General features: G+C 65.4%; 22 protein-coding genes. 14 read left to right on the top strand and 8 right to left on the bottom strand.

Going from position 1 to position 19,052, the window contains the following annotated elements; translation table 11 throughout:
• The first annotated feature begins 73 nt into the window (after positions 1-73).
• Positions 74-463 carry a PilZ domain-containing protein gene (locus tag SKP52_RS05245; RefSeq protein WP_039579902.1) on the top strand — a complete coding sequence of 130 codons (390 nt, stop codon included), beginning with the start codon at positions 74-76 and terminating at the stop codon, positions 461-463.
• A 44-nt stretch (positions 464-507) separates the two neighbouring features.
• Here the strand turns inward: SKP52_RS05245 and SKP52_RS25165 are convergent, their stop codons facing one another.
• Complete coding sequence (locus SKP52_RS25165; protein ID WP_081997213.1) at positions 508-666, bottom strand: YdcH family protein; 159 nt, start codon at positions 664-666, stop codon at positions 508-510.
• A gap of 123 nt (positions 667-789) precedes the next feature.
• On the opposite strand from SKP52_RS25165, the gene SKP52_RS05250 reads away from it, so the two are divergent.
• Together SKP52_RS05250 and SKP52_RS05255 are read left to right on the top strand one after the other, a co-directional pair.
• Positions 790-987, top strand: coding sequence for a YdcH family protein (locus SKP52_RS05250; protein ID WP_039572523.1), 198 nt, complete (start codon positions 790-792; stop codon positions 985-987).
• A 253-nt stretch (positions 988-1,240) separates the two neighbouring features.
• Positions 1,241-1,687 (top strand): DUF1465 family protein, encoded by a 447-nt coding sequence (locus SKP52_RS05255; RefSeq protein WP_039579905.1) that lies wholly within the window; start codon positions 1,241-1,243, stop codon positions 1,685-1,687.
• A gap of 9 nt (positions 1,688-1,696) precedes the next feature.
• Here the strand turns inward: SKP52_RS05255 and SKP52_RS05260 are convergent, their stop codons facing one another.
• Together SKP52_RS05260 and SKP52_RS05265 are read right to left on the bottom strand one after the other, a co-directional pair.
• On the bottom strand, positions 1,697-2,383 hold the full coding sequence (locus SKP52_RS05260; protein WP_228383830.1) for a hypothetical protein: 687 nt from the start codon (positions 2,381-2,383) through the stop codon (positions 1,697-1,699).
• A gap of 202 nt (positions 2,384-2,585) precedes the next feature.
• Complete coding sequence (locus tag SKP52_RS05265; RefSeq protein ID WP_039572524.1) at positions 2,586-3,665, bottom strand: DUF2332 domain-containing protein; 1,080 nt, start codon at positions 3,663-3,665, stop codon at positions 2,586-2,588.
• A gap of 39 nt (positions 3,666-3,704) precedes the next feature.
• On the opposite strand from SKP52_RS05265, the gene hisG reads away from it, so the two are divergent.
• The 5 genes from hisG (at position 3,705) to SKP52_RS05290 (ending at position 9,530) form a co-directional block, all read left to right on the top strand.
• The gene (gene hisG / locus SKP52_RS05270; RefSeq protein WP_039572525.1) at positions 3,705-4,373 is read left to right on the top strand and encodes an ATP phosphoribosyltransferase; all 669 of its coding nucleotides are present in this window, start codon (positions 3,705-3,707) and stop codon (positions 4,371-4,373) included.
• Positions 4,360-5,652 (top strand): histidinol dehydrogenase, encoded by a 1,293-nt coding sequence (hisD, locus tag SKP52_RS05275; protein ID WP_039572527.1) that lies wholly within the window; start codon positions 4,360-4,362, stop codon positions 5,650-5,652. Before hisG ends, hisD begins: the two co-directional genes overlap by 14 nt.
• A 10-nt stretch (positions 5,653-5,662) precedes the next feature.
• Positions 5,663-6,112 carry a transcription antitermination factor NusB gene (gene nusB, locus SKP52_RS05280; RefSeq protein ID WP_039572529.1) on the top strand — a complete coding sequence of 150 codons (450 nt, stop codon included), beginning with the start codon at positions 5,663-5,665 and terminating at the stop codon, positions 6,110-6,112.
• Positions 6,113-6,299: 187 nt separating this feature from the next.
• The gene (thiL, locus tag SKP52_RS05285) at positions 6,300-7,229 is read left to right on the top strand and encodes a thiamine-phosphate kinase (RefSeq protein WP_039572532.1); all 930 of its coding nucleotides are present in this window, start codon (positions 6,300-6,302) and stop codon (positions 7,227-7,229) included.
• Positions 7,230-7,412: 183 nt separating this feature from the next.
• Entirely contained in the window at positions 7,413-9,530 is a 2,118-nt protein-coding gene (locus tag SKP52_RS05290; RefSeq protein ID WP_039572535.1) for a sodium-translocating pyrophosphatase, read from the top strand.
• Positions 9,531-9,749: 219 nt separating this feature from the next.
• On the opposite strand, the gene SKP52_RS05295 is transcribed toward SKP52_RS05290, so the two are convergent.
• Positions 9,750-10,568, bottom strand: coding sequence for an SDR family NAD(P)-dependent oxidoreductase (locus SKP52_RS05295; RefSeq protein WP_039572537.1), 819 nt, complete (start codon positions 10,566-10,568; stop codon positions 9,750-9,752).
• 316 nt (positions 10,569-10,884) lie between these two features.
• Between SKP52_RS05295 and SKP52_RS05300 the strand changes: the two genes are divergently transcribed.
• On the top strand, positions 10,885-11,412 hold the full coding sequence (locus tag SKP52_RS05300) for a CarD family transcriptional regulator (RefSeq protein WP_037511307.1): 528 nt from the start codon (positions 10,885-10,887) through the stop codon (positions 11,410-11,412).
• Positions 11,413-11,623: 211 nt separating this feature from the next.
• Here the strand turns inward: SKP52_RS05300 and truA are convergent, their stop codons facing one another.
• Positions 11,624-12,364 carry a tRNA pseudouridine(38-40) synthase TruA gene (gene truA, locus SKP52_RS05305; RefSeq protein WP_039572541.1) on the bottom strand — a complete coding sequence of 247 codons (741 nt, stop codon included), beginning with the start codon at positions 12,362-12,364 and terminating at the stop codon, positions 11,624-11,626.
• A 211-nt stretch (positions 12,365-12,575) separates the two neighbouring features.
• Positions 12,576-13,496: a methionyl-tRNA formyltransferase gene (gene fmt, locus SKP52_RS05310; protein WP_039572544.1), complete on the bottom strand. Its 921-nt coding sequence runs from the start codon at positions 13,494-13,496 to the stop codon at positions 12,576-12,578.
• A gap of 226 nt (positions 13,497-13,722) precedes the next feature.
• Here fmt and recR point away from each other — a divergent pair, with 226 nt between their 5' ends.
• Both recR and def read left to right on the top strand, forming a co-directional pair.
• Positions 13,723-14,319: a recombination mediator RecR gene (recR, locus tag SKP52_RS05315; protein WP_039579914.1), complete on the top strand. Its 597-nt coding sequence runs from the start codon at positions 13,723-13,725 to the stop codon at positions 14,317-14,319.
• A 32-nt stretch (positions 14,320-14,351) separates the two neighbouring features.
• Positions 14,352-14,885: a peptide deformylase gene (def, locus tag SKP52_RS05320; RefSeq protein WP_039572546.1), complete on the top strand. Its 534-nt coding sequence runs from the start codon at positions 14,352-14,354 to the stop codon at positions 14,883-14,885.
• Positions 14,886-15,065: 180 nt separating this feature from the next.
• On the opposite strand, the gene grpE is transcribed toward def, so the two are convergent.
• The gene (gene grpE / locus SKP52_RS05325; protein WP_039572548.1) at positions 15,066-15,620 is read right to left on the bottom strand and encodes a nucleotide exchange factor GrpE; all 555 of its coding nucleotides are present in this window, start codon (positions 15,618-15,620) and stop codon (positions 15,066-15,068) included.
• A 4-nt stretch (positions 15,621-15,624) separates the two neighbouring features.
• Entirely contained in the window at positions 15,625-16,668 is a 1,044-nt protein-coding gene (gene hrcA / locus SKP52_RS05330) for a heat-inducible transcriptional repressor HrcA (protein ID WP_039572549.1), read from the bottom strand.
• 193 nt (positions 16,669-16,861) lie between these two features.
• Between hrcA and SKP52_RS05335 the strand changes: the two genes are divergently transcribed.
• Genes SKP52_RS05335 through rdgB form a run of 3 tightly spaced genes read left to right on the top strand, consistent with a single transcriptional unit; the run spans position 16,862 to position 19,052 of the window.
• On the top strand, positions 16,862-17,662 hold the full coding sequence (locus SKP52_RS05335; RefSeq protein WP_039572552.1) for a dienelactone hydrolase family protein: 801 nt from the start codon (positions 16,862-16,864) through the stop codon (positions 17,660-17,662).
• Between the two features lie 48 nt (positions 17,663-17,710).
• Complete coding sequence (gene rph, locus SKP52_RS05340; RefSeq protein WP_039572554.1) at positions 17,711-18,427, top strand: ribonuclease PH; 717 nt, start codon at positions 17,711-17,713, stop codon at positions 18,425-18,427.
• A 1-nt stretch (position 18,428) separates the two neighbouring features.
• Positions 18,429-19,052, top strand: a complete 624-nt coding sequence (rdgB, locus tag SKP52_RS05345) for an RdgB/HAM1 family non-canonical purine NTP pyrophosphatase (protein ID WP_039572556.1) — start codon at positions 18,429-18,431, stop codon at positions 19,050-19,052.

Raw genomic sequence — 19,052 nt, forward strand, 5'->3', positions numbered from 1 at the left:
CCGTCCCATTTACGTTTCCGCAACGGCTGGCTTCTAGATTCGCGCCCCTGACATAACGCGGGGAATGGTCGCAATGGAATCGCGTGAGCCGGTATCGGTCGATGAAGAAGTGGCGGCGCTGTCGCGCGGCGCCGATCGGGATAGTCTGTTCATGCAGGCGAGCCTGATCCTGCCTGGCCGTACAGAGGCTGTGACCATACGCGTGCGCAACCTGTCGCCCGGCGGCATGCTGGCGGAAGCGATGGTGCAGGTCGCACAAGGCGGCGCGGTCGAAGTCGACCTGCGCAACGTCGGCCGGGTTTCGGGCCGGATCGTCTGGGCGGGCGAGGGTAAATTCGGCATCGCGTTCGACCGGCCGGTCGATCCGCAGGCGGTGCGTCGTCAGGTGGTTTCGCAGTCCGATTTACCGCCGCATCTTCGGCGTACGGGGCTCGAGAAAGGCCCCCTCTATCGCCGGCGCTGATGCGTCCTTCACAGGTGGCATCAGCGGGGCGATAGCGCTGGCGGTCAGCCGACCGCGAGCATCTCTTCCTTCAGTTTCAGTTTCCGCTTCTTGAGCAGCGCGACCAGTCCGGTATCGGGGGCGGGACGGCGCTCTTCATTCGCAATTTTCGCATCGAGGTCCGCGTGACGGGACTTCAAGGTGGAAAGGTGCGACGTGCTCATTGGCATTCTCCTTTTCGACTCGATGGGCAGGACGAATTAAATCACGAAACCGCCTCGATGTCGTGGCGATTCGGTGGGGCGGTCCCCGTTGCGGACCAGTGGTGAACGTGGCAGGGAGGCGAGGTGAGCCCCGAAGAAATTACCCAGCGCCTGGAACTGCTTCGCATCGAGCATCGCGACCTTGATGCGGCGATCATCGCGCTCGGCTCCGCCGCAGTCCCCGATCAGCTGCAACTCGCGCGTCTCAAGAAGCGCAAGCTCCGGCTGCGCGACGAAATTTCCTGGTGCGAAGATCAGCTGGTCCCGGACATCATCGCCTAGGATCGGCCGACATTCGGCCCATGTCGGCCTGCAAAGGACGATTTCCCGTGCATCCGGTGCTCACATACTGAGGTGCGCTGCGCTCCGGTCCTGAAAAATCACCATTTTCGGCTCGCCCTGAGCCAAATGTCGACCAATCCTAACTGCTTGAATTAAAACGGGACGACTCGGTCTCCAACTTTAATGGTTACCGCCATTGCGGACCTCGCGCGAGGCGTGGCATCCCTCGGCCATGGTCGGCGGGCGAACGGACATGATGGCAATCGACGTGCCGGTGCAGCGTGCACAGGTCGAAAATCTCTATGTCGAGGCGATGCTGCTCGCCGACGAGGCGCACACCGCCTTTGCGGCGCAGCGCGATCTTGGCCGTGCGCACGGCGATGCCGCCGCGCAGATCAGCCTCGCGTGCGAATCGCTCAAGACGACGACCCGGCTGATGCATGTCATCGCGTGGCTGCTTCACCGTCGCGCGATGTTCGCGGGCGATCCCGGCGCAGGGCCGCACGACAGCGCGGCGCGGATCGGCGAGCCGGTCCCGGCCGACTGGAATATTTGCGCGGGCTTCGACGTGTCGACCGGCCGGATCATTGCGGCGAGCGAACGCTTGTTCGAGCGGATCGCGATGCTGGAGGCCGGGTGGGAAGCGCCGGCGATTGCGCCGGTGCAACAATTGCTCGCGCGGCTCGAAGCGCGGCTCTGACGCCTGACCCTAACGCCGCTTGGTGCCGTAATCGATCCGGATCCGGACCCAGGCGCCGACCAGCGGCTGGCCGCCGAGCCGCGGCGGCCGCACCTGAAATGCCCATGCCGCGGCGAGCACCGCCCGATTGATCTGCGATCCGGTCGGATATTCGTCGAGCCCGACGCAATCCTCGACGCGATAATCGGGCGCCGTGCGGCAGGCGATCAGTCCCCAGCCGGGCCCGCTGGCGGTCGACAAATAGCCGCGCAGTTCGTCATCCCGCGGCTCGCGGTACCAGGCCGCGGCATAGAGCGGCTCGCCATTGGGGGCCGTTCCTACCCGCTCGGTATCGCGCGATGCCGGGGAGCCGCCGACATTGGGCGGCCCATAAACCCGCCCGCCCGGCGGACGCGTTGCCGGCGGAGGCGTGACCGGCGCTGGCGGCCGTTCGCTTGGCGTCGGGACCGTCGGTGCGGCCTTGGGTACGACGGGCGGCGGGGGTGGCAGCGGTTTGGCCTGTTGGGGCGGCTGCGGTTCTTCGGGAGCGGGCTGTTTTTCGGGCCGCTCGATTTCGGCGCTGCTCGGTTCGGGTGAATCCGCGGCAATCTCGCTGGCCTCGAGGCTCACCACGCTGACAGGCTCCTCGCGGCGGTCGGGCGGCGCCTCCAGGCCATAGGTGAGCAGCAGGAGCAGCAGGATCGCGGGGATTAGCACGGCCAGGCTTATCGCAAGCGCGCGGCGTCCCGCCCCGATGCTGAGCTGTTCGACGTAGGGAGTGGCTGGAACGGGGTTCAGCTGAAGCAATCTTTGGTGTCGGCGTCCGCTGGCCAGGGGCTCGGGGCTAGGTTGGCGGGGGATAGTGGGGCGCTGGGGCTTTGACAAGGGCGCAGGGCGTCCCGCTCCACTGCGTCATCGGTTATCCCAGCCACTCGATCCACGCGCCATGGGCGTGCGCGTGGGCCAGCTTGCGTGGCGCCTCGCCGCCCGGCCAGTATCGCACGATCAGTTCGTGATGATGGACGGTGCGGTTCGCTTCGAGCGCGATCCACGCCAGCGGCCGATCGGGGGTCGCCTGCGCGCCCGCGGCCTCCATCGCGGCGGTGACGCGCGCCTGTTGATCCGCTGGCACATATTGCCAGACGATCGAATGCATCAGTACGCGCGTCGTACCGTTGGCCTGCGACCGCGCGAGTTCGGCTTCGACGAAATCGGCGGCATTGGCGTGGACCAACTGCGGCGGCTCATCGGTCGCCGCCGCGATCGCAGCCTCCATGCGCGCGAAACGGATATGATGTTCGGGCCAGATATAGGCTTTGAGCCGCAAGGCTTGCGCCGGGTCGGTGAGGTCGACGGGGGCGACGTCGCAACCTTTGAGGCCGACGAACTCGATCGCGTGCTGCGGCGGATGGTTGCCGCGCCATTCGGGCGTGAACGCCATCGCGCCCGACTGCGGTCCGACATGCACGCCGCCAAGGTCGTAATGATAACGGTCGATCATCAGGTTGATGCCGCCGCTCGACCCGATTTCGAGGCAGTCGAAACGCGGCGGGAGGCCCTTGTCGGCGAGCCACAACATCGCCGCGATGAAATTCGACGAGCGCCCCGCCTCGTTCGTTTGCGGCGGGCCGTCGAGCCAGGGGAGCAAGGCCGCCTCATGGCGCGCAATGACGCCGGCGATGATCGCATTGTCGTTGATGTCTTCGGAATCGGCATAGATGGGCGCGAGCTCGTGCGCGGCCTGTGACAGGTGGAGCGCATGGATGCCGCCGGCGGCGCGCAGCGGCAGCGCATCGGCGAGCGGCGGGCCCTGCCATCCGGCGATCCGGCGCGCGAATTCGCTCGCCGGCTTGGCGAGCAGCGTGCCGAGCGCCGCGACGACGCGGGCAGTGACGCGCGCATCGTTGGCGCGGCAATAGGCGACCTGATTGGCAAAGGCGGTGCGGACGGCTTTCGGGCCGGTTTCGGCCATGTCGATCGGCTTGTATCGCTCGCTCATTGCCCTTTTTCCTCTCGCCGCTTATGGGCGCGCAAGCCTATGCCCGAACCGATCATCTTTGCCATCCCGAAAGGGCGCATCCTCGACGAGGCGCTTCCCCTGCTTGCGCGCGTCGGGATAGAGCCGTCGGCCGAGTTTTTCGACAAGAAAAGCAGAGCGTTAGTTTTTGGGACGAATCGGCCGCACATCTCGTTGATCCGCGTGCGCGCGTTCGACGTCGCGACCTTCGTCGCGCATGGCGCGGCGCAGCTCGGCATCGTTGGGTCGGACGTCGTCGACGAGTTCGACTACAGCGAGCTATACGCCCCCGTCGACCTGGGCATCGGCCATTGCCGCCTGTCGCTTGCGGGGCCGGAGGGCAGCGCCCCGCCGGGCGCCAACGAATTGGGGGGCGAGAGCCATATCCGCGTCGCGACCAAATATCCCGCGACGACGCGCCGCTGGTTCGAGGCGCAGGGTATCCAGGCCGAATGCATCAAGCTCAACGGCGCGATGGAAATCGCGCCCAAGCTGGGCCTCGCGTCGCACATCGTCGATCTGGTTTCGACGGGGCGCACGCTCGTCGAAAATGCACTCGCCGAACAGACGATCATTAGCGAGGTGTCGGCGCGGCTGATCGTCAATCGCGCGGCGTTCAAATTGCGCTCGGCCGAAGTGCCGGCGCTGGTCGAGAAATTCCGGCAGGCGGTGGGCGATGCGGCGGCTTGATGCTTCCGAACCCGGCTTCGCCGCCGAGTTCGACGCGCTGGTCAATGATCGGCGCGAAAGCACATCCGATGTGTCGGCCGATGTTGCCGCGATCATCGCGCGGGTAAAGGCCGACGGCGATGCCGCGCTCGCCGATTATACCGCAAAGTTTGACCGCTTCGATCTGGATGCGAGTGGCTGGAGCATCTCGAAGGAGGAATGCGCCGCGGCTTATGACGCATTGGCGCCCGATCTTCGCGATGCGTTGAACCTCGCCGCCGACCGTATTCGCGCCTATCACGCGGCGCAGCTCCCCGAGAACCGCGACTATCGCGATGGCACGGGCGCCCGGCTCGGCGCGCGGTGGAATGCGGTTGATGCGGCAGGGGTCTATGTTCCGGGCGGCCGCGCCGCCTATCCGTCATCGGTCTTGATGAACATCCTTCCCGCTAAGGTCGCAGGCGTAGATCGCATCGTGATGATGAGCCCGACGCCGGGCGGCGAGACCAATCCGGTCGTCATGGCGGCGGCGCATATCGGCGGGGTCGACGAAATCTGGCGCGTCGGCGGGGCGCAGGCGGTTGCCGCGCTCGCTTATGGCACCGACCGGATTGCGCCCGTCGACGTCGTCACCGGCCCCGGTAACGCATGGGTCGCCGAGGCGAAACGCCAGGTCTATGGCGTCGTGGGGATCGACATGGTCGCGGGGCCGAGCGAGATCGTCGTTGTCGCCGACAATCGCAATGCGCCGCATGTGATCGCCGCCGACCTGCTCAGCCAGGCCGAACATGACCCGACGAGCCAGTCGATCCTGTTCACCGACGATGCGGCCTTTGCCGATGCGGTTGCGGTGGCGGTCGACGCCATCATCCCGACGCTCGGGACCGCCGCGACGATGCGCGAAAGCTGGGACGCCAACGGCGCCATCGTCATCGTCCCCACGCTCGCCGACGCGATCCCGCTCTGCGACCGGCTCGCACCCGAACATCTCGAACTCGCGGTCGATGCCGCCGAGGCGGACGCACTCTTCGCCAAGGTGCGCCACGCCGGCTCGGTCTTCCTCGGCCGCGAGACTCCCGAAGCGATCGGCGATTATGTCGCCGGCCCCAACCATGTGCTGCCGACCGGCCGCCGCGCGCGTTTTTCGAGCGGGCTGTCGGTGACCGATTTCATGAAGCGCACCAGCTTCCTCGCGCTCGACGAAAAGAGCCTTGCCGCGATCGGCCCGGCCGCAGTCGCGCTCGCGGGGGCCGAGGGGCTTCCTGCTCATGCGCTTTCGGTCAGCCAGCGTCTCAACTAAGAAAAGAATTATGAACAAACGCTCCCAGTCCCGCTCCGCCGCCCGTCTTGCCGCCGTCCAGGCGCTCTATCAGCATGAGATGGAGGGCACGCCCGTGCCCAAGCTGATCCACGAATTCCACCAGCACCGCATCGGCGCGACGATCGAAGATGAAGAATATGCCGACGCCGACACCGCCTTTTTCGACGATATCGTCAAGGGTACGCTGGCGCGTCAGGAAGAGATCGACGCGGCGATCATTGCGCGGCTTGCCAGCGGTTGGTCGATGGAGCGGCTCGACCGCACGATGAAGGCGATCCTGCGCGCGGGCTCCTATGAACTGATGGCGCGCGGCGATGTGCCGGTCGGCGCGGTGGTCAGCGAATATGTCGACGTCGCAAAGGCGTTCTTTGACACGCGCGAGGCGGGGTTCGCGAATGGTCTGCTCGATGCGATCGGCAAGGATGTGCGGGCGAAGTGATTCAATCCTCCCTGTGGCGAAGCCATGGGGAGGGGGACCGTTCGCGAAGCGAATGGTGGAGGGGCAGCAACGTCAACGCAATCGCCCCTCCGTCAGCGCTTCGTACTGACACCTCCCCATCGCTGCGCGACAGGGAGGATCAAAGGGCCTCTTTTATACCGTAATAGTATCGCCTACCTTCACCTCCATGAGCGAAGCCGATTTTGTCGCCCGTCTGCGGTCCATCGCGACCGATCCCGCCGCGCGCGGGCTGGCCGACGATGCGGCGGTTATGGACGGCCTTGTCCTAACCCACGACATGATCGTCGAGGGCATCCACTTCCTTCCTGACGACACGCCGCAGGATATCGCGTGGAAGCTCGTCGCGGTGAACCTCTCCGATCTCGCCGCCAAGGGCGCGGCGCCGGTCGGCGTGCTCGTCGGATACAGCCTCGGCGACGAGGAATGGGATGCGGCGTTCGTCGAGGGGCTCGACTTGGTGCTGCGCCGCTTCGGCGTCATCCTGCTCGGCGGCGATACGGTGCGGGTGCCTGCGGGCGCGCCGCGCAGTTTCGGGCTGACCGCGATCGGCCGCGCACCGCCGGGCGGCGCGCCGTCGCGCGGCGGCGCACGGCCGGGCGACCAGATATGGGTCACGGGCACGATCGGCAACGCCGGCTTGGGCCTCGCGATGCGGCTGGGGCAGGAGGATGCGAACGAAACCTGCCTTGCCGCCTATAAAAGGCCGCAGCCGCAGCTGACCTTCGGGCAGGCGGTCGTGCCGCATGTCCACGCGATGATGGACGTGTCCGACGGCCTGCTGATCGACGCGCAGCGCATGGCCGCGGCGAGCGGGTGCGCGTTCGGCATCATGCTCGAATCGCTCCCGCTGTCGGCGGCGCTGCTCGCGGTGCGGCCCGATGTGCTCGACACGCGGCTCGCGGCGGCCACCGCGGGCGACGATTACCAGCTGCTGTTCACCGCCGATCCGGCCGCGGCGGCAGCGATCCGCGAGATTGCCGCGGGGCTGAACGTCATGGTGACGATACTCGGCCACGCCGGGGTGGGCGAGGGTATCATGCTGACGCACCGCGCCCAGCGCATCGCGCTCCCCGACCGTCTCGGTTTCATGCACTAGGGCTCGCATCCACGGAAAAGCACGGAATAACCGGGCTTGCCCTTGGCTTTCTTTCTTCCCATAACTCGGCGTCCAAATTTGGGGCGGTCGCATCAGGGGAGAGAGCGAGCCGGCAACAATAAGTCGGACGTTCGACTGTTATCTCTGCGTTCGCCCTTCTCGATGGGGAAGGAATAGACACGCATGAATCCGGTTTTGATCGCGATAGCGTGCGGCCTGGTGGCCGTACTCTATGGATTTATTACCTCGCGGCAGGTGCTCAGCGCATCGGCGGGTAATGAGAAGATGCAGGAAATCGCCGCCGCCATTCAGGAAGGCGCCAAGGCCTATCTGGGCCGTCAATATCGTACCATCGCCATCGTCGGCGTTGTTGTCGCCGTCCTCGTCGGGCTGTTCCTCGGCCCGATTTCGGCGACGGGTTTCGTCATCGGCGCCGTCCTGTCGGGCGTCGCTGGTTTCGTCGGCATGAACATCTCGGTCAAGGCCAACGTCCGCACCGCGGCCGCGGCGCAAACCGGGCTACAAGCGGGCCTGACCATGGCGTTCCGCGCCGGCGCGATCACCGGCTTGCTCGTGGCGGGGCTCGCGCTCCTCGCGATCTCGGTCTTCTTCTGGTATCTGATCGGCCCCGGTGGTTACACCGTCGGCGGTGACGATCGCACCGTCGTCGACGCGCTCGTCGCGCTGGCCTTCGGCGCCTCGCTGATCTCGATCTTCGCGCGTCTCGGCGGCGGTATCTTCACCAAGGCGGCCGACGTCGGCGCCGATCTGGTCGGCAAGGTCGAGGCCGGCATTCCCGAGGACGATCCACGCAACCCCGCGGTGATCGCCGATAACGTCGGCGACAACGTCGGTGACTGCGCGGGTATGGCCGCCGATCTGTTCGAAACCTATGTCGTCACCGTCGGCGCCACCATGGTGTTGATGGCGCTGCTGCTGAAGGGCGCGGGCGACCAGCTTCTCCCGCTGATGAGCCTGCCGCTGTTGATGGGCGGCGTGTGCATCATCACTTCGATCATCGGCACCTATTTTGTCCGCCTCGGTGGCGGAAAGAATGTCATGGGTGCGATGTACAAAGGCTTCCTCGTCACCGCAGTCCTCTCGATCCCGGCGATCTGGTTCTCGACCAGCTATATCCTCAAGGGCGATATGGCGACCGACATCACGGGGACGACGTTCAACGGCAGCGACCTTTTCTATTGCTCGCTGCTCGGGCTCGTCATCACCGGGCTGATCATCTGGATCACCGAGTATTACACCGGCACCAACTATCGCCCGGTGCGTAGCATCGCCAAGGCTTCGGAAACGGGCCACGGCACCAATGTGATCCAGGGCCTCGCCATCAGCCTTGAATCGACCGCGCTGCCGACGCTCGTGATCTGTGCCGGCATCATCATCGCCTTCCAGACTGCGGGCATCATCGGCATCGCCTTTGCGGCCACCGCGATGCTGGCGCTCGCCGGCATGGTCGTCGCGCTCGACGCTTATGGTCCGGTCACCGACAACGCCGGCGGCATTGCCGAAATGGCGGGCCTCGACGATTCGGTGCGTGAAAAGACCGACTTGCTCGACGCCGTGGGTAATACGACCAAAGCGGTGACCAAGGGCTATGCCATCGGTTCGGCGGGTCTTGCGGCGCTGGTCCTGTTCGGTACTTACACGGCCGACATCACCGAATATTCGGCGAAGCTCGGCCTGACCGAGCCGCTGACCTTCTCGCTGTCGTCACCCTATGTGATCGTCGGGCTGCTGCTTGGCGCGCTGCTGCCGTATCTCTTCGGTGCGATGGGCATGACCGCGGTCGGCCGCGCGGCGGGTGAGGTGGTCAAGGATGTTCGCGACCAGTTCAAGAACAACCCTGGCATCATGACCTACGAATCGAAGCCCGACTATGCGCGCACCGTCGATCTGGTGACCAAGGCGGCGATCAAGGAAATGATCATTCCGTCGCTGCTTCCGGTTCTGGCGCCGATCGTCGTCTATTTCGTGATCCGCGCGGTCGCGGGGCCGGCGGCGGCGCTCGAAGCGCTCGGCGCGCTCCTGCTCGGCGTGATCGTCGGCGGGCTGTTCGTCGCCATCTCGATGACCTCGGGCGGCGGCGCGTGGGACAATGCCAAGAAATATATCGAGGACGGCAACCATGGCGGCAAGGGCAGCGAGGCTCATAAGGCTGCTGTCACCGGCGACACCGTCGGCGATCCGTACAAGGACACTGCGGGGCCAGCGGTCAACCCGATGATCAAGATCACCAATATCGTGGCGATCCTGCTCCTCGCGGCGCTGGCAAACGGCGCGGTCTAGCCGCACCGCCTGCGGGCAAAAGAAAAGCCCCGCCGGAGCGATCCGGCGGGGCTTTTCTTTGACGGCTTTAGGCATGGTCAGCTGGCATCCCCATTTTCGTCATCCCCGCGAACGCGGGGACCCAGAGCGTCCGTGGGCTCACCTAGCCCTGGGTTCCCGCTTTCGCGGGAATGACGAGAGATAGAAGCGCGGCGTCCGCTCTCGTTCGAAACCGGCCGTTCAGGACGTCGTCGTCGCCTTCATCTGCGCCGCATATCCCGCCTGCACCATCGCGCTCATCCGGTCGAAAAGCGCGTTGGGTTCGCTGCGGCGCAATTGGGCAATCGCGGCCTCGGCGCCCTCGGCGACGACCAGTTCGCGCGTGCCGACATCGACTGCCGCCAGTATCTGCGCCGCCGCATCGTCGGGCGACAGGCCGTTCTCGATTGCTGCATCGCTCTCCCCGCGGACGCTACCATCGGCGTTGAGCGCATTGCGGCTGACGTTTGTCGCCACCGATCCGGGCGCAACGACGAGGACCTTCAGCCCCAGATGCTCATTCTCGGCACGCACGCTGTCGTGATAGCCGATCAGGCCATGTTTCGCGGCGCAATAGGCGCTGCGGAGCGGCACCCCCGCGATCCCCGCGACGCTCGATATCGCGATGATCTGCCCGCCGCCCGCGCCGACCATGCGCGGCAACAGCGCCTGCGTCAGCGCGATGGGGGCGAGCAGGTCGACGGCGATAATCTGTTGATAGACAGAGAAATCGGTCTCGATCGCGAGGCTGCGCTGCGAGATGCCGGCGTTGTTGACGAGGCCGTCGATGCGCCCCTGCCAGCTCCATGCCTGTGCGGCGAGCCCGGGAATCGCAGCATAGTCGGTCGCCTCGAACGGCAGGATCAGCGTCTCGGTATCGCAGTCGGCGGCGACCGCCTCCAGCGCCGCAACATTGCGTCCCGACAGGATCAGTTTCGCCCCGCGTGCGCCCAATGCGCGCGCCAGCGCCGCGCCGATTCCCGACGACGCGCCTGTAATCCACCAGACTTGATCCTGCATATCTTCATCCCCATCTGACCGTTTGTCCCAGCGTGAAACGGCGGTCAGACGCCGTCAAGGCGCCACCCCACGGATTTCCGCGGGAGGGGTGGCAATTTTGTTGCGAATCTGTTATAATAAATATCAACACGCCGACATTCTGCCTCTTCCCGTCATTGGGCTGGGGCACTTTCCGGCGTTCCGATGGAGCCATATCCCTTGTCACTCTGAACTGGCTAGCGCCGTCCGACTGCTCATCGTCCTCTCCCCGAGGGCGGGATGTGTCGGTGTTGTCGCACTTTCAGATCAGGGTCAAGGCACAAGAAAAGGAATTTGCATGTCCGTGAACACGCTCTTGTTCGAAGTTGGCGATTATGTTGTTTATCCCAAACATGGCGTGGGGCGCGTCATCGAATTGCAGCGGTCGGAAATCGCCGGCATGCAGCTCGAACTTTATGTCCTGCGCTTCGAAAAGGAAAAAATGACGCTTCGCGTGCCGACGAACAAGGCCGAAGGCGTGGGCATGCGCAAGTTGTCGTCGGACAAGACTCTGAAGGAAGCGCTTCAGGTCCTGACCACCAAGCCAAAGGTGAAGCGCACCATGTGGTCGCGCCGCGCGCAGGAATATGAAGCGAAGATCAATTCGGGCGACCTCGTGTCGATCGCCGAAGTGACCCGCGACCTGTTCCGCGCCGACGACCAGCCCGAGCAGAGCTATTCGGAACGCCAGATCTTCGAAGCGGCATCGAGCCGCCTCGCGCGCGAACTCGGCGCGATGGAAGAAAGCGACGAAAAGACCGCGCAGGCGAAGATCCTCCAGATCCTCAACGAGCATGCGCCGCTCTATTACGCCGAAAAAGTGTAATCGCGTCCACAGCGATGAAGGAAAGGGCGGTCTGGTAGGGCCGCCCTTTTTCGTTGTCCCCTCTCCCCTTGGGGGAGAGGGTTGCGCAAGCTTGGCAGCTCGCTGCCTAGCTGAAGCTGGGTGAGGGTGTGTTGCCTCTCATTCCCTCACCCGCTGCGACTAGGGAACAAGTTCGCAAGTCTCGCTGCCCTCTCCCCCAAGGGGAGAGGGTTTACGGATAGGTCGCGCTCACGAAATAGAGTCCATCGGGCGGGGCGTTCAGCCCGAGCGCATTGCGATCCGCCACGTCCAACGCCGCCTTCAGATCACGCGCCGACCATTTGCCATAACCGACCAGCGCGAGGCAGCCGACCATCGAGCGCACCTGATGGTGCAGGAAGCTGCGCGCCGCCGCCTCGATGATCAGCTCGTCGCCGTGTCGGCTGACGGTCAGCTTATCCAGCGTCTTCACCGGGCTTTGCGACTGGCAATGCGCCGATCGAAACGTCGTGAAATCGTGCAGGCCAATCAGCTGCTGCGCCGCGGCGTGCATCGCATCGGAATCGAGCGGCCGCGCGACTTGCCACGACAATCCCTTGTCCCAGGTCAGCGGCGCGCGGCGGTTGACGATGCGATATTCGTAGGACCGGCCGATGCAGGCGAAGCGCGCGTGCCAGTCGTCGGGGACGATCTCGCATGCGATCACCGCGACGGGCGCGGGGCGGAGCTGCGCGTTGAGTGCTTCGGTCAGCTTGAACGGCGTCAGCGGCTTTTCGATATCGACATGCGCGCGCATCGCGATGGCATGCACCCCGGCGTCGGTGCGCCCGGCGCTGAACACCTGCACGGTCTCGGCAGTGAAGCGGTGAATCGCTTCCTCGATCGCCTGTTGCACGCTCGGGCCATGCGCCTGCCGCTGCCAGCCCATATAGGGGCGGCCGTCATATTCGATGGTGAGGGCAAATCTTGTCATCGCCGCCCCTTAGCCGTTCGTGTCGAGCGAAGTCGAGACACCCCATGACCCTCTCCCATTTAGGGAGAGGGCAGCGAGACTTGGTGGCTTTGCCACCTAGCCGCAGCGGGTGAGGGGGTGTTTGCTATCGTGAGGGCACAACCCCTCACCCAGCTTCGCTAGGCAACAAGTTGCCAAGGCTGCGCAACCCTCTCCCTCAGGGGGAGAGGGATTAGGCTAGTCGAGTGCCTTTGAGGATTCCCCGCCCGCGCAGCAATTCGCCTGCCTCCATTGCAGGCTTTCCCGCGCGCTGGATGCGCGTCACGCGGACCGCGCCGGGGTTGCAGGCGATGGTCAGCGCGTCGTCGATCGTCACGCCGGGGGCCGCGCCCACCACCGTATCGGCCGGATGCGCGACCTCGGCGGCCAGCACCTTGTACCGCTCGCCCTCCAGCTCGAAAAACGCTCCCGGCGCCGGATTGAACGCGCGAATCTGCCGCTCGACCTGCACCGCGCTGGTCAGGAAATCGAGCCGCGCCTCGCCCTTGTCGATCTTCGCCGCGTAAGTGACGCCTTCCTCGGGCTGCGGCACCGGCGGAAAGGCGTGGAGCTCGCTCAGCACGCGCCGCATCATCAGCGCGCCCATTTCGGCCAGCTCGTGCGTCAGCACGCCCGCGCTCTTGCGCGCGACCGGCGTCGTTTCGATCAGCCGCATCGCGCCGGTGTCGAGCCCCGCATCCATCTGCATGATCGTCACGCCCGTTTCGGCATCACCCGCCAGGATCGCGCGCTGCACCGGCGCCGCGCCGCGCCAGCGCGGCAGGATCGACCCATGGACGTTGAGGCACCCTTCGCGCGGGGCGTCGAGCACCGCCTGCGGCAGGATCAGGCCGTAGGCCGCGACCACCGCGACATCAAGGGCGAGCGCCGCAAACTCGGCCTGCTCTTCCTCACTTTTCAGGCTGCGCGGCGTGCGGACGGGCAGGGCATGTTCCTCGGCCCAGACCTGCACCGGGCTTTTCTGTAATTTCTTGCCGCGCTGCGCGGGGCGCGGCGGCTGGCTATAGACCGCCGCAATATCATGCCCCGCCGCATGAAGCGCGGCGAGCGTCGGCACCGCAAAGGGCGGCGTTCCCATGAAGGCGATGCGCATGGGTGCGGGCTTTGGCGGACGACGACGGATGGTGCAAGCCCTCTCCCCTTGCGGGAGAGGGCAGCGAGACTTGCGAGCTTGCTCGCTAGTCGCAGCGCGAGAGGGGGCTGCACCGTCGCAACCCCTCTCCAGCCTCGGCTAGGCGCTTTGCGCCAAGCTGCGGCATCCTCTCCCGCAAGGGGAGAGGATTGTTGTGCGTCCGCGCAGGCCGCGATAGGTGCTGTGCATGGCCTCCACCGAAATCGAAGCCCTCGTCCAGCAACTCGCCCGGCTCCCCGGCCTCGGCCCGCGGTCGGCGCGGCGCGCGGTGCTGCATCTGATGAAGAAACGCGAGTCTGCGTTCGTGCCGCTGCTCGCGGCGCTCCAGACGGTGTCCGAACGGCTCGTCACCTGCACCATCTGCGGCAATGTCGACACGCACGATCCCTGCGCGATCTGCGCCGACCCGCGCCGCGATGCGCGGTCGCTGTGCGTCGTCGAGGAGGTGTCGGACTTGTGGGCGCTCGACAAATCGCGGCTGTTCCCCGGCAAATATCATGTGCTGGGCGGGCGATTGTCGGCGCTGGAGGGCATCCGCCCGCAGGATCTGGCGATCGACGCTCTCGTCGCGCGCGTCGCCGCGGGCGGCATCGACGAGGTCGTGCTGGCGATGAACGCGACGCTGGAGGGGCAAACGACCGCGCATTATCTCGCCGAGCGGCTGGAGGGCTATCCGGTGCGATTGACGCAGCTGGCGCACGGCCTACCGGTCGGCGGCGAACTCGATTATCTCGATGAAGGGACGTTGGCGCAGGCGCTTCGGGCAAGAAGGCCGGTGGGTTGACGCGGGGCGTTCTAATTCATACCTGGGCCCCCATGGCCTTACTCCCTATCATAGAGACCCCGGATCCCCGGCTGCGCGTCATTTCGAAGCCCGTCGAAACCTTCGACGCCGAACTCAAGACGCTGATCGCCGACATGTTCGAGACGATGTACGACGCGCCCGGCATCGGACTGGCGGCGATCCAGATCGGGGTGCCGAAGCGCATCCTGGTGATCGACCTCCAGGAACCCGATCCCGAGGACGAAGAGGGCAAACGCCTGATCCGCGAGCCGCGCGTGTTTATCAACCCCGTCTTTTCGGACGAGAGCGAAGAGCATAGCGTCTATTCGGAGGGCTGCCTGTCGGTCCCCGAACAATATGCCGAAGTGACGCGGCCCGCCGAGGTCACCGTCGACTGGCAGGACGAGGACGGCAAGCATCATCAGGAACGCATGACCGGCCTGATGGCGACCTGCATCCAGCATGAGCACGACCATCTGGAAGGCATTCTCTTCATCGACCATCTGTCGCGGTTGAAGCGCGAAATGGTGCTGAAGAAGCTGATGAAGATGCGCAAGGCGGCGTGAGGATTATCCCTCTCCCCTTGAGGGAGAGGGCAGCGAGACTTGCCAGCTTGCTGGCTAGTCGCAGCGGGAGAGGGGGCTGCTCCCTTTCGATAGGATCGAACCCCTCTCCCAGCTTCGCCTAAGCGGCAGAGCCGCCAAGGCTGCGCATCCCTCTCCCGCAAGGGGAGAGGGAATTATCGGTCATCCCGCCTTCGCAACACCCACCATCGCGGGGCGCAGCAGCCGGTCCTTCAGCATATAACCCGCCTGCATTTCCTGCACGATCGTGCCCGGCGTCTGATCGCTCGGGATTTCGAGCATCGCCTGATGCTGGTTCGGATCGAGCGGCAGGCCGATCGCGGCAATGCGCGTGATGCCGTTGCGTTCGAAGACGCTGAGCAATTCGCGCTCGGTCGCTTCAAGGCCGGTGATCAGCGGCTTGATCGCCTCGTCGGCGCGCTGTTCCTCGCTGAGCGCGGCCAGCGCGCGGCCGAGATTGTCGGCGACCGATAAGATGTCGCGCGCGAATTTCGTCGCGGCATAGGCGTGCGCGTCGGCGATTTCCTTGTCCTTGCGGCGCGTGACATTCTGCGTCTCGGCGCGCGCATAGAGCAGGTCCTGCTGGAGCGCGGCGACCTGTTCGGCGAGCTGCGCTACCTCTTCGTTGCCGCCTTCTGCGGGAGCTGCTGCCTCGGGGGCGTCGGTTTCGGGGGCCTGGCCGTCGTCGACCGGCGTGTCGTTTTCAATGTTCGTCATAAACCTATCGTATCAGTCTGGAGAGCGATTGTGCGGTGAAATCCACCATGGGAACGATCCGGGCATAGTTCAAGCGCGTCGGGCCGATGACCCCGACCACGCCGACCACGCGCCCGTCCGATCCGCGATACGGCGCCGCTATCACGGACGAGCCCGAAAGCGAGAATAATTTATTCTCCGAGCCGATGAAAATTCGCGTTGCGGCGCCCTCGCGCGCGCTGTCGAGCAATTGCGCAATGTCCTGTTTGGTTTCGAGTTCGTCGAGTAATTGGCGGACGCGGTCGAGGTCGCCGACAGCGCTTTCGTCGAGCAGATTCGCCTGCCCGCGCACGATCAGCACCGGACGGTCGGCGCCGTCCGACGACCAGATCGCGAGCCCGCGGCTGACCAGATCCTGCGCGGCGCGGTCGATCGCGATGCGTTCAGCCTCGATCTCATGGCGCACGCGCGCCATCGCGTCGGTCAGCGTCAGCCCGGACAGCATAGCGGTGATATAATTGCCGGCCTCGACCAATGCCGAGGGATTGAGCCCCGGCGGGATATCGATGACGCGATTCTCGACCGCGCCATCGCCCGCGACGAGGACGACGAGCGACTGGTTCGCCGAGAGCGGGACGAAGGCGAGCTGTTTGAGCACGCGTTCATGCTTGGGGACGAGGACAAGACCCGCGCAGGCCGAGAGCCCCGACAGCGCCGATGTCGCCTGCGCGAGCGCGCTTTCGATCGGCCCGCCTTCGGACAGGCTCGCCTCGATCTGCGCGCGGTCCTCGGCCGAGGGTTCGGCGACCTGCATCATGCCGTCGACGAAGAGGCGGAGCCCCTGTTCGGTCGGCAGGCGCCCGGCGCTGGTGTGCGGGCTGGCGAGCAGGCCGAATTCCTCGAGATCCTGCATGACGTTGCGGATCGACGCGGGCGAAAGGTTCAGCGCCGCGAGCTTCGACAAGGTACGCGATCCGACTGGCTGGCCGGTTTCGAGGTAAGCGTCGACGACCAGCCGGAACACGTCGCGCGCGCGCGTGGTGAGTTCGGTGATCGGCGGGGTGGTCATAAAGGGGGATTTAGGGATGGAGGGGGCGAGGGGCAAGCGCAACGCCGATCAGCACCCAGGCTTCGTCATTCCCGCGAAAGCGGGAACCCAGCGAGCAGACGTTGCAACTGGGTTCCCGCTTTCGCGGGAATGACGAAGAAAAGGAGGTGCAATTGGCACGCCTTCTGCATAGCCTCTCCACGGGGAGAAAATCATGACGACACCGCCACTCGACCGCGACGACGCGCTCGACGATTTCGACCATCGCGACGTCACCCTGCTCGGCCGCAAGCACCGCATCTATACAATCGGCAGCGGCCCCGCCGTCATCGTGATGACCGAAATGCCCGGCATCAGCCCGCATGTCGCGCGCTTCGCGCGCTGGGTCCGCGATGCCGGCTTTACCGTCTATATGCCGCATATCTTCGGGAAGGACGGCGCTGTGCCGCGGGCGCCTCGCATGGTGTTCACGATGATCGGTGGCTGCATCAGCCGCCAGTTCCGGGCGTTCCAGGCCAACGAAAGCTCGCCCGCGACGCAGTGGCTCCGCGCATTGGCCGCGCTGGCGCACAAGGAATGCGGCGGCAAGGGGGTCGGTGCGATCGGCATGTGCTTCACCGGCAATTTTGCGTTGTCGATGATGCTCGAACCCGCGGTGCTCGCGCCCGTGCTCGCGCAGCCGTCGTTGCCGTTGAATAACTCCGCGGGTATGCACATCGCCCCCGACGAGCTTGCCGCGGTGAAGGCGCGGATGGAGGCCGAGGATCTGACCGTGCTCGCCTATCGGTTCGAGGGCGACAAATATTGCAAGGCGGCGCGTTTCGCGGCCTATGAAGAGGCGCTCGGCGATCGCTTCATCGGGCGCGTGCTGCCCGACAGCGCGGCAAACCCCGACAGCCCGATGAAGAACCCGCACAGCGTCGTCACTATCCACCTGATCGACGAAGCAGGCCAGCCGACGATGCAGGCGCGCGACGAAATCCTCGATTTCTTCCGTATGCGGTTGAGCGATTGACGCGGGCAGCCTAAGGGCCTCCGCAATCACCAATCGAAAGGATAGTCTATGCGCCCTTCAGGCCGCGCGCCCGATCAGATGCGCCCCATTGCGATCGAAACCGAATTCACCATTCACGCCGAGGGCAGCGTCCTCGTCAGCTTCGGCAACACCAAGGTGCTGGTGACCGCCAGCGTCGACGAGAAGGTGCCGTCGTGGATGCGTGGCAAGGGCGCGGGCTGGGTGACGGCCGAATATGGCATGCTGCCCCGCGCGACGCACACGCGCGGCAGCCGCGAAGCGGCGAAGGGCAAGCAGTCGGGCCGGACACAGGAAATCCAGCGGCTTATCGGCCGCAGCTTGCGCGCCGTCGTCGACATGAAGAAGCTCGGCGAGCGCCAGATCATCATCGACTGCGACGTGATCCAGGCCGACGGCGGCACGCGCACCGCGTCGATCTCGGGCGCGTGGGTCGCGCTGCGCATCGCGGTCGACAAGCTGCTCGCGGCGAAGACGATTGCCGAGGATCCGATCGTCGACAAGGTCGGCGCGATCTCATGCGGCATCTATAACGGCACGCCGGTGCTCGACCTCGACTATGATGAGGATTCGGTGGCTGAGGCCGACGGCAATTTCGTGCTGACCGCAAAGGGCCAGATCGTCGAAGTGCAGGCGAGCGCCGAGGGCGCGACCTATGACGAGGAAGGCCTGCTGCGCTTGCTGCGTCTCGCGCGCATCGGCTGCGGCGAGATTTTCGCGGCGCAGGACAAGGCCACGGGGCGCTGACATGACGCGCAGGCTCGCCCCCGGCAGGCTGGTGATCGCCAGCCATAATGTAGGCAAGGTGCGCGAAATCCGCGCGCTGCTCGAACCCTTTGGGATCGAGCCCGTGTCGGCGGGCGACCTTGGGCTTCCCGAGCCCGAGGAAACGGGTACGACCTTTCGCGAAAATGCGCTGCTGAAGGCGCACGCGAGCGCCTCGGCGGCTGGGCTTCCCGCGCTTGCCGACGACAGCGGGCTTGAGGTTGCGGCCTTGGGCGGGCGGCCTGGCGTCTACACCGCCGACTGGGCCGAGCGGCAGGCGTTCGAAGGCCCGCCTGGCCGCGACTGGTATATGGCGATGGGCAAGGTCGAGGGCCTGCTCGCCGAGCAGGGGCCGGACGTCGACCGCAGCGCCTGTTTCGTCTGCACCTTGGCACTGGCATGGCCCGACGGCCATGCCGAGGTGTTCGAGGGGAGGGCGGAGGGCAGCCTGACCTGGCCGCCGCGGGGATTGCTCGGCTTCGGTTATGATCCGGTGTTTGTTCCGGTGGGTAAGTCGATGACTTATGCCGAAATCGATCCGGCAGAGAAGCATGCGATCAGCCACCGGGCGGATGCGTTCGCAAAGCTGGTGGCGGGGGCTTTCTAG

Source organism: Sphingopyxis fribergensis (genome assembly GCF_000803645.1).
In the GTDB taxonomy this organism is placed as follows: domain Bacteria; phylum Pseudomonadota; class Alphaproteobacteria; order Sphingomonadales; family Sphingomonadaceae; genus Sphingopyxis; species Sphingopyxis fribergensis.